This window comes from Parasutterella muris (assembly GCF_943193095.1).
Lineage (GTDB): Bacteria > Pseudomonadota > Gammaproteobacteria > Burkholderiales > Burkholderiaceae_F > Parasutterella > Parasutterella muris.
This window is the reverse complement of record NZ_CALPCV010000004.1, coordinates 24,823-38,969: the sequence shown is the minus strand read 5'-3', so window position 1 is coordinate 38,969 and position 14,147 is coordinate 24,823. Positions and strand designations below refer to the sequence as shown.

Annotated in this window: 11 protein-coding genes; 2 read left to right on the top strand and 9 right to left on the bottom strand. The window is 50.0% G+C overall.

The genetic code is table 11. The annotated features are described in order from the left end of the window. Positions 1-32 precede the first annotated feature (32 nt). The 6 genes from NFR90_RS02465 to NFR90_RS02440 form a co-directional block, all read right to left on the bottom strand. Entirely contained in the window at positions 33-1,592 is a 1,560-nt protein-coding gene (locus tag NFR90_RS02465) for an FGGY-family carbohydrate kinase (protein WP_251450390.1), read from the bottom strand. 316 nt (positions 1,593-1,908) lie between these two features. Continuing rightward, positions 1,909-2,571 carry an EamA family transporter gene (locus NFR90_RS02460; RefSeq protein WP_251450388.1) on the bottom strand — a complete coding sequence of 221 codons (663 nt, stop codon included), beginning with the start codon at positions 2,569-2,571 and terminating at the stop codon, positions 1,909-1,911. A 21-nt stretch (positions 2,572-2,592) separates the two neighbouring features. Next, complete coding sequence (locus tag NFR90_RS02455) at positions 2,593-2,766, bottom strand: hypothetical protein (RefSeq protein ID WP_251450386.1); 174 nt, start codon at positions 2,764-2,766, stop codon at positions 2,593-2,595. Between the two features lie 15 nt (positions 2,767-2,781). After that, entirely contained in the window at positions 2,782-3,477 is a 696-nt protein-coding gene (gene queC, locus NFR90_RS02450; RefSeq protein ID WP_251450384.1) for a 7-cyano-7-deazaguanine synthase QueC, read from the bottom strand. Between the two features lie 115 nt (positions 3,478-3,592). Beyond that, the gene (locus tag NFR90_RS02445; protein ID WP_251450376.1) at positions 3,593-3,994 is read right to left on the bottom strand and encodes a peptidase dimerization domain-containing protein; all 402 of its coding nucleotides are present in this window, start codon (positions 3,992-3,994) and stop codon (positions 3,593-3,595) included. Positions 3,995-4,003: 9 nt separating this feature from the next. Then, positions 4,004-5,692, bottom strand: a complete 1,689-nt coding sequence (locus NFR90_RS02440; RefSeq protein WP_251450374.1) for a zinc-binding metallopeptidase family protein — start codon at positions 5,690-5,692, stop codon at positions 4,004-4,006. Between the two features lie 286 nt (positions 5,693-5,978). Here NFR90_RS02440 and NFR90_RS02435 point away from each other — a divergent pair, with 286 nt between their 5' ends. After that, positions 5,979-7,088, top strand: coding sequence for a hypothetical protein (locus NFR90_RS02435; RefSeq protein WP_251450372.1), 1,110 nt, complete (start codon positions 5,979-5,981; stop codon positions 7,086-7,088). A gap of 470 nt (positions 7,089-7,558) precedes the next feature. Here the strand turns inward: NFR90_RS02435 and NFR90_RS02430 are convergent, their stop codons facing one another. The 3 genes from NFR90_RS02430 to NFR90_RS02420 all read right to left on the bottom strand — a co-directional run bounded on the left by NFR90_RS02430 (position 7,559) and on the right by NFR90_RS02420 (position 12,956). Continuing rightward, entirely contained in the window at positions 7,559-8,524 is a 966-nt protein-coding gene (locus NFR90_RS02430; RefSeq protein WP_251450369.1) for a hypothetical protein, read from the bottom strand. Positions 8,525-9,162: 638 nt separating this feature from the next. Beyond that, positions 9,163-10,956 (bottom strand): [FeFe] hydrogenase, group A, encoded by a 1,794-nt coding sequence (locus NFR90_RS02425; protein WP_251450367.1) that lies wholly within the window; start codon positions 10,954-10,956, stop codon positions 9,163-9,165. A 2-nt stretch (positions 10,957-10,958) separates the two neighbouring features. Beyond that, positions 10,959-12,956 carry an FAD-dependent oxidoreductase gene (locus NFR90_RS02420; protein ID WP_251450365.1) on the bottom strand — a complete coding sequence of 666 codons (1,998 nt, stop codon included), beginning with the start codon at positions 12,954-12,956 and terminating at the stop codon, positions 10,959-10,961. A gap of 268 nt (positions 12,957-13,224) precedes the next feature. Here NFR90_RS02420 and NFR90_RS02415 point away from each other — a divergent pair, with 268 nt between their 5' ends. Continuing rightward, positions 13,225-14,106, top strand: a complete 882-nt coding sequence (locus NFR90_RS02415; protein ID WP_251450364.1) for a patatin-like phospholipase family protein — start codon at positions 13,225-13,227, stop codon at positions 14,104-14,106. Positions 14,107-14,147: the final 41 nt, after the last annotated feature.

The window sequence follows — 14,147 nt, the reverse complement described above, 5'->3', positions numbered from 1 at the left end:
GCGGGATTCTAATCAGAAATTCAAAAAAGCGGTTATTCCGGTTTCAGAATCTTCTTAACGCGCCACAGCTCAGCAAAAGCTTCATTCATTTCTTCCTTAATGAGCTTTTTCTGAACGCCGTAAACTTCTCTGTAAAGCTTGGTTTTTTCTTCGCGCGGCGCATATTCTTCATCAACCACCAGAATCTTCTCAAGTTCCGTAATAATCTCCTTCACGTCTCCGGCGGCATAAGCGGCAAAGAGGCAGTTCGTCACGACCGCGCCGCCTTTGTTCTTATAGCGCACGACTTCCGCGTCCAGCATGTCGGATTTAATCTGATTCCACAGCGAGTCGCGGCTTCCGCCTTCCGTCACGGTAATACGGTCAAGATTGACACCGGCCGCTCTGTAGTAGTCGCAGATCTCCATGTAGTCGTATCCGATGGACTCCAGAACAGAGCGCCACATCACCGCCTGATCGTCTTCAAGCGTCAGTCCGAGAAAACATCCGCACTTCTTCGCGTTCTCATCCTGTCCGCCCGTCAGATACGGAACAAAGAGTACACCGTTGGAACCGGCGGGGACTTTAGCTGCCCGCTCGCTCAGATCCGTGTAATAGACCGCGTCGTTCGCCTTGTGGCAGACCGAATCCTTAAACCATCTGAGCGCAAGACCGCCGGTGCGGATCATGCCCCAATAGAAATAGGTATCGGGAAGAGATCCGGAATTAAAGATGAGATTCATACCCTTTTGGCTGAGCTCCGGAATAATCCCTTTTGTAGAGACACAGAACATCGCGCAGGTACCTGCGACGTCCACGCCCTTGCCTGCTTCGTAGTTGCCGGAGCCGATCATGGACTGCATGGTGTCGCCCGCGCCGCCGCAAATCGGTGTACCCGCGGCAAGACCGGTTTTTTCTGCCATCTCGGGCGTCAGATGCCCGATGATGTCCCAGGGCTTCACAATACGCGGCATATAGCGCTTATCAATGCCGAGAATCTCAAGCTGCTCGTCCGACCACTCTTTTTTCATGACGTTGTAGCCCATACCCCAGCCGGACATGGCGCCCCAGTCAATAAACGCGTCCTTGCCCTTAAGCCCCGCGAGATGCGCGAGGATATACGGCGCGTTGTGCATGAACTTAACGCCCTGCTGCTGGAACTTGGTGCTGTTTTTCAGGAACCAGCGCGCAAACATTGCCGGGAACATAGTCGAGGACTGAGGGTTGCCGGTTTCTTTATTCCAAATATCCAAGTCCAGAGAATTGATATAGCGAACGTCCTCTTCGGTTCTGGTATCCAGATAGTTCACGTAAGGCGTGATCGCGTCGCCCTCTTCATTAACGCCCGCAATACCGCAGATAATGCCGTCGCCCATCACGGCCCGAATGTCTTTGGGATCGTAGCCGAGCGCCTTAATGTCTTCCGTACAGCGCTTGATGCATCGAATGGTGATATCCAGAAATTCATCCAGATCCATTTCTACCCAGCCGGGATTCGGATAGCGAAGAATCGTAGGAAGACTCTGAGAGGTCAGATTATTGAGGTTTTCGTCATACACCGAGACTTTCACACTCTGTGTACCGGCGTCAAATCCGAGATAAAGCTTTGGCATCCGCTGCTCCTTTTCCCATGCGTTTGAGGTATTGGATTTTCATCAATCTACCTGCGTTATGGTACACACCGAATCACTTTATTTACAAGTGTATGAGCGTTTATCCGAGTTTGGTCTGCGCTTTAGTCATTCAAATCCGCTCAGCGCCTTAACTTTTTTCTATCAGTTCACACCGCAGATCTTTGCCGATTCAAAGTCTGTCAGCCGCTCATTCGACCTGCAAAAAATTGGCTCAATTATCTCGCAGACAATCAGGGAACAGGACAACAAAAAAATAATCGTCCTTCTAAGCGTCTATCGGTGCTGCCGGAGCCGCTCACTTCGCGAGCGCGAGCAGAATGACGCCCGCAAGCATACAGACCACCCAAAAAATCTTATGCGCGGTGATTTTTTCTTTTAGGGCCGCCGCGCCAATGAAAAGCGCAAGCAGCATCGAAATCTCTCGAGTCGGTGCGACATAAGCCAGCGGCGCATACAGCAGCGCAAAGAGTACCAGCAGGTATGCGGCAGGATGAGCCGCGCCGATAAAGAGCGCGTATTTCCAGCGCTTCTGCAGATCTTCCTTAAAGGCCGCTCTAGCAGACAGGCGCAGTAAAACCGGCGGCCCAAGAAAAAGCAGACGGACAAACATTCCGGGCACGTAATAGATAAGGGGCGCCATTCCGAGAAGCTGAATCGCAAACCCGTCCAGACTGGAATAAGAAGCGATGAAGAATCCGGTTAAAAGCCCCCAGAACACACCGCTTCCCAAACCGCCTTTAATCGTCTTGTCCTTGTTCGGCATCGCTAAAAACACAATACCGGCAAGGACTGCGCAAATCCCGATGACGCCGAGCGCGGAAAGCTCCTCTCCAAAAACACAGACCGCCACTAAAGCCGTCAGCGCGGGTCCCGTCCCTCTCGCGGTCGGATACACCACGAAGTAATCCGCCTTTCGGTAGCCGGTCTGCAACACAACCGTGTATATGACATGCAGCAAAGCGCTTAATACAATCAGCAGTCACCCTTCGATCGGCAGGCGTGTGAGCTTATTGAAGTCCGCAAAAAACAAAAGCGGAAAGTAAATCAGAAGCGCAAAGATTTCGTACAGAAGAACAAATTCAGAGCCGGCTGCGCTCTTTTTAGAAACGAAGTTCCAGCGCGTGAAGCACCGCGGCCAGAACCACCAAGGCAAGCGCTGCTGAACTCATCAGTCCTCATAGTCAATCGGATCTTCACATCCGTTGGCACGGAACGCGGCAAGACGATCAATACAGGTCGCGCATTTGCCGCACGCCTTCTCCCCGCCTTCATAACAGGACCAGGTAAGATCATACGGAACGCCGAGTTTTAAGCCCTCAGCGACCACCTGAGCTTTGTTCAGACGATTAAGCGGCGCATGAAGCTTCACCAGCTCATAGGTGCCGATGCTGATCGCGCGTCCCATGGACTCGTTAAAGGCGACAGAGCAGTCCGCATATGCGTTGCCCGCCGCATCATCGGCATGCGCGCCGATCCAGATGCCGCATTCTTCTTCCGGATAGAGCGACTGGGCCAGCGCGGCTGCCGCCGACAGCATCAGTCCGTTTCTAAACGGTACATAAGTCGAGACTTTGCCTTCTCCGTCACGCGCGATCTGATCGGCGTAACTCATATGCTCCGGCTTCTCTTTGCTCGAAGAAAGCAGCGAGCAGTCGCTGTAAGCAAAAATGGACGTTAAATCGTATACGTAATGCGCCAAACCGTAGAAGTCGGCAATCTTTTGCGCACTTTCCAGCTCCTTCTCGTGCCTTTGACCGTACTTGAAGGAAAGTGTGACGACATTTGCGGAACCGAGTTCGTTGACCGCCATTGCGACGCATGTTGTGCTGTCCACTCCGCCGCTGCTCAGAACTACTGCTTTCACGATGAAATACTCCTATGAAACTCAGCGGAAATTTTAGACCTTCATTACAAACTAAATAGGCGAAAGCCCACTTTTTTAGGGCCTTCGCCTTTCGTCAGCAAGACTTTTAAAGGTCTTACTTCAGCTCTTTAATGCTGAACTTGATGTCGGCAGGGAATCCGCGGACCATGTCGCCCGGTTTAACACCTCGGAAATTGTTTTCGAGATCAACGCCCGCTTTAACCGCCTGAGTCAGTGTCTCAAGCACGTTTGCGCCGCAGCCGTCGGTGTTCACTAAAAAAGCGGCGTCGGCAGCGATCGCGTTTACGGTCGCGCCGCCTTTAAAGCTGCTCATCGACGCGCATGGAAGCAGTTTTTCTATCTGCAGAACGGCTCTGCTGCCCGCATGGACTGCATTTGTGTTGCCATAATTTCCGTTGGAGTGTCCGCCGGGGCCTGTGATCGAGACTTCGTAGGTCGCAGCCGAAGCGCCCGCGCTAAAAAGTCCGAGCGCGATAAGAATGAGAGATTTTTTCATAACTGTCTCCTACTTATAAATGTCTTCGGTTGTTCTGTTTCCGATCGGTCCGACAAGCGGCTGAACCACTTTGCCGTCAGAAGTATTAAAGCCCGCGTTCATCAGTCCCATCAGAATCATGCGGTAAACACGTTTGCCTTCATCTTCGCCGTTTCCGGGGATTCCCCATTCGTACCAGGCATGCCCGCCGCCACCGCCTGCGTTCGTGCCGACGTTGATATTAACGGTGGGTACGCCGACCGCGGCCGGAACGTTGTCATTCAAAGAAGAAGCTCTCTCGTTGAGTTTTTTTCTTTCATCAATGCCGACCGTTTTAGCTGACTGCCAATACGCCTGCATTACACCGTCGTTGTAGTTCTTTCTCTGATGCGCGGGACGATCTCCGAACCAGACCAGTTCCATCTTCACCGCTTTCGGATCCGTATTCTTCAACCCGAATTTAGCGTTTTCCTCGTCCCTCGCTTTTTGGAAGACCGGTTCGATCTTGGCGCGAATGTCGTTTAACGGTCCAGGTGTCGGGCTTCTCATATCCACAAGCAGCGTGCAGGACTGACTGCGCTCGCCGGGTTTTGCCTGTTCGCAGCTGCCGACTCCCACGGTGTAGGTTGTTCTTTCCGCTTTCTTATCGGCATCCCACGATGTTTTGAGATTCGAAATTCTCTCAATCGCACGTGACATCGCCATCATTGCCGAAGGACCTTTTGCGTCAATTTTGAGGCCTGCCGGTTCCGTGTACTTGATTTCAAAACGGTAAGAACCGAGATAATTGACCGTACCCGATTTTGGAGAAGTGCTGTCCGCACCCACGTTCGCTACAAAGTTAAGGGCATTATTGCCTTTGCCCGTGTCCTGGTTATAGCCGTAGAGCTGCTTCATGCCCGCAAGATTGCCTTTGCCTTCTTCACCCACGGTCCCGCAGACCCAAACGTCATAAACCGGCTTAACACCGTATTTGTGCATGAGATACGCCATCTGCATGACAGCGGCGGTGTTGATCATCGCGTCGTTATAGCCCGGCACATAAATTCTGTAGGCGCCCTCTTTCTGAGCTGATTCGTAATCCTGATAGCGCTTATAGGCTTTGCGGTAGTTTTCATCTTCAATGATTCTGCCCTTCTCATCAAAGTGCAGTTCATCCGCAAGCGCTTCAAGCTCTTTGGGCGTCTTAACGAGCTGCTGAGCAGAAGGCTGCAGCTTTACCGGCATATAAGGCGAGGACTCCGGCGGAAGAACCGGCGGATTTACCGTATCAATGTGGCCTTCAAGAAGAACTTTCGGAAATTGTCCTTTATAGGACTGCGCATCCTTTTGAGAGGCGTAGGTACCCGGGATACGGACACAGGCGTTGTACACAGGAAGCCCGTCAACCTTTTGAAGTCCCGCGCCTGGCAATACACCGTCAAGGCGTGTGACAACTTCCTCAGGCGTAAAGCCCCACTCCTCAACAAAGCGGCGCATGATTTCTTTCTGGCGACGCATTTCGCTGCGTGAAGGAGAAGCAATTCGCGTAATTTCCATCTGCGTGTTAAAGCGCCACTTCTGACCCTCGGGGCTCATCGCCTCTTTTAATATTTTCTGCATAATCGGATCAGAGCTGATCTGAGCGGCTGACTGCTCGGCCTGGGGGCTCACCTCAGGCACGGCGGCCTGAACCGTCCACGCGGCCGCCAGCAGCGAGGCCAATAAGGTATATTTCATCGGCATTGTTCCTCCTTAGTAAATACCGGTTATGCAGGCATTCTACTAGGCCTGTAAAAAAAGCTAAACCCCCTGGCATGCACATGCTTCTTTTAATGCTCTTATTATTTAAAGGCTATGTAAGCTCAAAAGTTTGTCTTATGAAACTTCTCCGGTATCAATGCAAATTCCACCCGCCTGAAGTTTTTTAAGCTGACGATCAGTTAAGATAGGCATATTGTTGGTATCGGGACTGATTGAGTCTCGAGCAAATGATGAAAGAATAACGATGCTGGCACCTGTTCGAATGATAGTTACATATCCTCTCTACTTTGCTTTGGAAAGAGCGGTTTTCTCTTCCCAGACGTTCGAGAAGACTTGGTCTAATTTAAGGCCCAAGCTTGAGAGAGGCGTCGATCTGATCGCTCAGGAAGTTCATCCGCAGGGCGGAAGCTTCGTCAGACGTTATGTCTATCAGGAACCTGCGATCAAGAGAATCTGCACCGAATGCTTCCACGAGATGTTTTCCAACGAAGTAATGATGCTTCTTACTCAGGTTTCCTCAATTCGCAAAGACATTAGCAAGCGACAGAAACAGATCATTGAGTGGGAAAAGGATTTAATCGCCGCTCCTAAAAAAAGCTGGAACCCGCTTAATTTTTCTCAGAACAAGCTGAAAGAAAAAATCTCACAGGGAAAGGCGAAGATCGCATCCGACGAGAGCCGTATTGCCGAACTTTCCAAGAAAGCGCTTAACTCTCTGCACGCCCGGGGCGTAAAGATGGAAAGCGGTCAGCTTGAGAGTCTGCTTGAAAGCGTGGACGGAGAAGATATTGCATCCGTTCTGTCGGTTGCCGACGTGGTCAGCCAAATCTTCAGCCGTTTGGAAGCGCAGCTCTCTGAAAGCAGCGCAACTCCGGAACTCTCCAAGACCTACGCCGGTTTCTACATGATGTGTTCCAGACTTTATCTGGAAGCCATCAATCGCGCACTCGACAGAATCGGCAAGGTCTACCTGAAGCAGATCGCCGGCATCGAGCAGCAGGCATTCCGTCAGATCAACAAGGCCGAGGAAAAGCTTGCCCTGCCCGATCTTGCGGATTCTGCCCGCACAACGTTAAAGAACAACGTAGAAATCAACCGTCAGGTGCTTGAAGTTGTGAAGTTCTATACGCGTCATCTGAATAAACGCGCTAAGGAACTGATTGAGCTGCAGACAAAAGCGACTGTTAATTACGAAATCGCGCTCAACACCTTCCTCACCATGAAGATCGGCGCTTCGTTAGCCGACTGCATCTCGCAGGCGGAAAAGGACATGGCACAGATTTTTGAATTTGAACCGCCTTCTCTGTCCCAGCTTTATGATGCCGGCTTTAAAGAGCAGTTCAAAGCGGTCACTAATCAAATCCGCAAATAAACTTGAGGGGCTCAAATCGAGATCCTGATTTTTTTACGCTTCCGATACCTTAACCGAGTCTGTAGGCGCACCGGGCGTTCGCAGTAGGATGTATGCATGACGTTAAGGAGGTATTCTCTAATTTCAAGCAGTAAAAAATGCCGGAACAAAAAACTCATTCCGGCACCGATCGGCGTTATCGTCTGAGAATAAGCAATAGCGCCGCTGCTCCAATTATCGCAAGAGAAATAGAGCCTTCAATGTTGACAACAATGTCACCATTGACGGATAATCCCTCTAACACGATAAGGAGCAGAAGTAGTCGTGTACTTTCAAACGTCATACGACTATCCTCCTTATTTACTGGGACTCTTCCCGCACCGGCTAGTGCAGGTCGAGTCCCGTGTTTTTCTCCTCATAAGAAAGTCATCTTCTTTCCAGAAGATGACCCCTGACTTTTTCCTATGGACGTTTATCTTGAATACGGCCGTTTATTTAAAAATCTCTGATGCGGAAACGTTTTGGCCGTTAATAGTAAAGCTTGACTTGCTCATGTATTTTCCTTCAAACCATGGATACTTGTGATCATTTAAAAGAGCTTCTAAATAAGTTCTTATTTGAAGATATGTGAGGTTTGTAAACACTAAAAATTTGCACTCTTCACCTGAGCATGAAGTCGGATATAAAATCCAATACTTACCCTTGGTATTGGTCCACATATCAATTTCCTGCCACGATTCAGCATGTGAACCGTGTGCACTTAAATAGATTACATCACCGCTGTCCGAAGTATTAAGCAATGGGCTGCCAAGTCCGTCCAGATAGTTAAAAGTAAAGCTATAAGTTCCCTTCTTAAGCAAGTCATCCCTCACTGCCGGTATGAGAATAAGAGCTACGGGCGGCAGTTCTTTACCGGCAACGTCATCAAAAGAAGTGATCGTCGACATCAGTGTGTCCTTCTCAATCTTCTTCTCCTCGTGTATCAGTTCTCCGTTTGGATCAAGCTCTGCTGTCACTTTAAAAGTCCGATGCCCCAGGTACTCAGGAAAAACAACCTTTACAGTCTCACCGTCCTTATAAAACTTTGAGCCGTCGCCTTCAACAGACTTAAAGCTCGTGCACGATATGTCGGTAAGCCTCCACGTTTTATCTTTGCCGACCCGGACGACGTAGTACTGGTTGGGTGTAGCGTTCCCGCCGGGATTGGACCTAACTAGAACAAAATCAGCTTCATCGGAAAAATGAACCTTCCCGACAAGCTCAAGATAGTAATTTTCCGCAATCGGCAAATTGGAAGAATTAAGAACGAGCTGACTCGGATCTGTTTCAAATGTTCTAATCGTTAATTTACCGCCTACGGTATTAACTTCATTGGATCCAATGCCGGTGTCTGTCTCGGCTGATGCTATCGAGGAGAAACTGAACAGTGCGGCAAACAATAATTCTTTAGTCTTCATCTCTTGCTATCGCCCTAATAGTTAATTGGCTTTGTCCTTCAGCCGACATTCCTAATTTTAATAGCAGCTTTCAAACGCACAGTAATGGATAAAGAGAAGCCCTCCTTAGCGAATAATCATCGCGCCATAAATGACACTCTCTTAAAATTCAGAGTTGTGTCAGCTTCCTATCCTCAAGCATGAGCTCTGTATATTTGTCGTCGTGGTCATGCTGAGTACCGCTAACGATACAACTAGCGTAATAATCGCACTCGTACTCTGTGTTTGCGGTTACCTCGAACGCAAAATCCTCAAAATAAATTTCTTCATACGGAATTTTTGGATAGTAACCTTTGGCGCTCAAGCTTATCGCTCCATGAACGTAATACTTAATCTTCTTAGCTCACTCTTCTCGGGGTTTACTGCTTATTGTAAAAGATTATGTCCGGAGCACTAAAATTTTTTTATCCCCTTGCTAAAACTAAATTAAACCGGCCTGCCCGCTTCCCTCACAGCCATTCGGCAAAGGATGATTCAGAGATTGTTTTTGAAGAATTTTTCCCTTTCCATCCGACAGTTACGCTGATTCTTCCAACTATAGTAAAAGGCCCCCGAACAAATGCACTTTGTTCGGGAGCCCATGTTTGCGCAGTTTCGAATTAGCCGAGTTTTATCTTCTGCCACACCTCTCGGATCGAAGGAACTGCCGGTTCTTTCTTCCGATTGTCATAGGTCGTATGCAGCAGCTTGTGCGCCTTGTGCGAGTTGGGCTCGCCAAAGAACTCGCGATACGCCTGCTGAACCATCGGGTTATTGTGTGACTGGCGGTATACGCAGTTCTCGTCCGCTTTTTCAAGCGCTTCAAATCGCTGCTCGGTAAAGTTCAGGTACTTGCCTCTCTTGCGGAAGGTGCCCCCGCCGTTCACACAGCCGCCGGGACAGGTCATCACTTCAATAAAGTCATACGAACTTGTTCCGTCTAAAACCTGACGCGCGACTTCACGAGCATTCGCTAAACCATAAACTACGCCGATCCGCAGCGTCTTGCCGCCAAGCTCAAGCTCCGCTTCTTTAAAGGCGTGGGGATTTTTGGCCGCATGGAAAGGAATGGAATTCACCTCTCCAGCGGTCAGAACATGATAGAGCGTACGCGCTGCGGCTTCCGCAACACCGCCGCTCTTGCCGAATATCACCGCTGCACCCGTACCCTGACTCATGAACGGTGTGTCAAACTCACCGTCCGGAATCGTCTTTAAATCAATGCCGCGGCTCTGGAAAAGACGCGCAAGCTCACGCACAGTCAGAACCAGATCTGTATCGGGAACACCGTCCTTAGCCAACTGCGGACGAGCCGCTTCAACCTTTTTGGCGGTACACGGCATGATCGAAATCATGCGGATCTTGGAGGAATCCTTACCGATCTTCTCGGCAAACCAGGTCTTGACCATTGAACCCATCACGGCCTGGGGAGAACGAGTAGAAGAAATGTGATCCAAAAGCTCCGGAATGTGCTGCTCAACATAGTTGATCCAGGCAGGACAGCAGGAAGTAAACATCGGAAGCTTGGCCTGGGGATCATTCAGTCGTCCGAGCAGCTCCGTCCCCTCCTCCATAATGACCATGTCAGCAGAGAAATTGGTGTCCAAAATATAATTGGCGCCCATCATCTTCAGACCGGTAATGATGCGCTTCTCGACATTGGTTCCTGGAAGCAGACCAAACGCGTCGCCAAGCGTCGCGCGAACAGCAGGAGCAAACTGGACAACTGTAATGACCTCCTCATCTTCCAGCAGCTCACGAGCCTGTTCGACATTGTCGCGCGCCATCAGAGCCCCGGTCGGACAGACCATAATGCATTGTCCGCAGCGGACACATAGATTCGAATCAATCCACTTGTCCGCCTGATTAACACAGACGCCCGCGGAGGTGCCGATATTGTCTATGCGCAGCGCGCCAATACCGTGAAGCTGGTTGCATACCTCAACACAGCGCATGCAGCGCACACACTTGTTGCCGTCAAGCTGGATCGCTAAATCGGAAGTGTCAACGGTGCGCTTCGCGGTAAATTTGCCGGTGTACTGAGCGCTCTTAACGCCAAGGTTTCTCGCAAGCTGAAGCAGCTCGCAGTTGCCGTAGCGTCCGCAAGTCACGCAGTCCTGCTCATGATCGGCAAATAAAAGCTCAACCTGCTTTCTCTGAAGCTTTTTCACAGCCGACGAGATCGTGTCCACATGCATGCCGTCCTCAAGTGGCGTTTTGCAGCTGGTAAGCGTCAGCTCCTGTCCGTCAGCACGGATAACTCGCACGATACAAACCGCGCAGGTGCCCGGGGTGTGATTCAGAGGCTGGAAGGCGCAAAGCGTCGGAATAAAAAATCCCATCTTGCGCGCCGCTTCAAGAATTGTGATCTCTTCATCAAAATCAAAGGGCTTATTGTTGATATACGCTCTCATTTTTATTCTCCTTGCTTCTGAGCCCAATGATCGGAACCAGGAATCGGAAGCTGTGTCACCACCGAGAACAAACGATAGCAGCGCATGCAGCGCTCAGCTTCTTTCTTGGCCTGCTCGGCCGTTAATCCCAGTTCAACCTCTTCAAAATTCTTGCGGCGGATTGCGGGGTTAAGCTCCCACATCTGAACTCTTTCTCTGTGCATGGAAGGAAGACAATTCTCAGTGTCTGTCAAAAGCGCGCACCTCTTAATCATCTGCGTCATGCGGGCTCTCGGTTCAAAACCGACCGAACCGCGGGTAAGGTACTCGTGAATGGATTCAGCTGCCGTCTGACCCTGAGCCATACCGCCGATCAATGTGGTAGGCCCTGTCGCGCAGTCTCCGCCCGCGAATACTCCCGGACGACTCGTCGCCAGGGATTCCGTTACGGAAATATTTCCGCGCTTATCAAACTGAATTTCATCCTTATCTTCAAAAATGCTCTGATCAATGCGCTGTCCGATCGCGCTAATGACGTTCGAGCACGGAATGATAAATTCCGTTCCCGGAATTTCAATCAGCTTAGAACGTCCGTTAGGCTCGCGCTCACCCTCTTTCAGCTTGACGCATTCAAGACCGACAACCTTGCCGTCCTCAACAACGAGGCGCTTCTGAGCAGTGAGAAAATGAAATTCAATGCCTTCTTCTTTAGCGGCATGAATTTCTGCCGGATCCGCAGGCGCCTGCTTCTCTGTGCGCCGATAAATAACGTGAACCTTCCCATCGGTCATTCGAACCGCGGAGCGTGAGCAGTCCATGGCGACGTTGCCTCCTCCGACAACTACAAAGTCTCCGGAAAATGTCGGACACTCGCCTTCCACCACCCCGCGCTCGACCTTAAGTAGGAAATTAAGGCCGTTGCTGTAGCCTTCAATGTTCTGAGCGTCTTCCGGGAATCCGAGCAGCATGCCCTTTGAGCATCCGACTCCGATAAATACCGCGTTAAAGCCTTCGCTAAAGAGATCGTCTATCGTGAAATCCTTCCCCAGACGGTGTCCGTAATGGAATTTACCGCCAAGCTTTTCAATAACCTTGGCTTCTTCTAAAAGAATACCTTTGGGCAAACGATACTGAGGAATGCCGATAAGCGCCATGCCTCCGGCTTTGCGCTGAGCTTCATAGACTTCGACTTTATAGCCCTTCAGAAGCAGATGGTAGGCGCAGGTCAGACCCGCAGGCCCGGCACCGACAACCGCGATCCTCGGCGAAAATTCATTGGGTTGAGCAGCCGCCCCCTCAAACATTTCTTCGACGGTGTAGTTCAGAGAGTCTGCGGCAAAACGCTTCAGATTCTTAATGTCAACCGGCCCCTCTAGCTGCTGACGACGGCATGCATGTTCGCAGAGACGAACACAGACACGGCCGCAGGAACCGACAAGCGGATAATGACGAAGCACAACTCCAGTCGCAAGATCAGTCCGTCCCATCTTAATGTAGTCAATATATCGGGGAACGTTCACATGTGCCGGACACGCTTCAATACACGGAGCGGTCATAACTTCATAATGACCGAAGGCGTTATTCGGATTAGGCGCTTTTTTAAGATCATTAGGAAACGTCTTAATCGCTTCAATAAGCGCAACCGGACAAGTCTGCCCAACGCCGCAGAAACTGGTATTGCGCATCATACGGGCCACATCAATCAGCGCGTCCCAGTCAATTTCTTCTCCCGAAGCCGCTTTTTCAAGCATCTCGGAAATAATGATCGAACCGCTTCTGCACGGCGTACATTTTCCGCATGAATCCTCTTCAACACGCTTGTAGTAATTTCTTAACGCTAAAAGAAGATTGGCATGCGGATGAAAAACCAAGAATCCCCGATGAGACACAAACGTCATCACGGGATTGCCGTTATTGAACTGAAGAAGATTCTTTATGTCGAGACCTTCAGGCTCGAAATACTCCTCAGTTTCCCGGTTGTCGTAGACGACACCGTCCCAAACTCCGTAGTAGAGACGCATTTAGGTTCCTTGAGCAAATGATGGGTTGATCTGTTGTTCGGTTGTATTTTAAATCGGAGAGCCGAAGCCTTCTAGAATTTGAATTTATGTTTTCCCTATATAAAAAATCTTTTTGCATTATGAAATATTCTCAAAAATGCATCAGATAGAACTGAGAATCAGGACTTTTACAAAAATAAGCCCCTAATTGTCCCCGAATAGAGAACTTTTGTTCAAAGAAAACAGATTTATAGGAGATAGAATCAAGAGGGAAAAACGGAGGAAAGAAATGAAACTCGGACTTGCGTTAGGGAGCGGATCAGCAAGAGGATTCTCGCATATCGGGATCATTGACTGTCTGCTTGATAACGGCATTATTCCAAGCGTGGTTGCAGGAACTTCGATCGGAGCGATCGTCGGTGCCGCTTACGCCAGTGGTCATCTGGAAAATCTTCGCCGTCAGGCGCTTGCGATTAATCGGCTGAATTGGACCTCTTTCTTTAATCCGAGTTTCTCCATCGACGGCTGGATTAATCTGAAGCAAATGCAGCTCTTTTTGCTTAAAAGCGGCGTGCTCCGCAAAGAAAAGATCGAAGGGCTTCAGATCCCTTTCGGCACCGTTACCTGCGACCTAATGACCGGAAAGGAAATCTGGATCACCAAGGGGTCGGTTTTTGATTCCGTATGGCCGTCCATGGCCATGCCGGGCGTATTCCCTCCGGTAGAGGGACCGGACGGCCGCTGGTTCATTGACGGGGGCATCGTCAATCCGGTTCCGGTATCGCTTTGCCGCGCGCTTGGCGCGGACATCGTGATCGCGGTGAACTTGAATAACGATCTGCTGCGCAGAGTCGATGTCATGCATGAAGAGAAAAAAACGGGAGAAATCGCAAAACTTGTTGCTAAGGCTAAAAAGCTTCTGCCGAAAAAAAATAAAGAACCGATCGGACCTCAGCCTCCGGATTTCTTTGAAACGATTTCCCGCTCTATTAATATTGCGCAGGACAGAATCACTAAAACCCGTCTGGCGGGCGACCCTCCCGAAGTAATCCTCTGCCCGAAAGTCGCCGACATCGGTTTGTTGGAAACATACCGCGCAGAAGAGTCCATTAATGCCGGTTATCGCTGCTGCGAAATGAATATTGAGGCAATTAAGGACGCGGTGCGATAAAAGCTCTCGTGTGCCTTTTCGTGCGCTTACTCTCCGCCTAG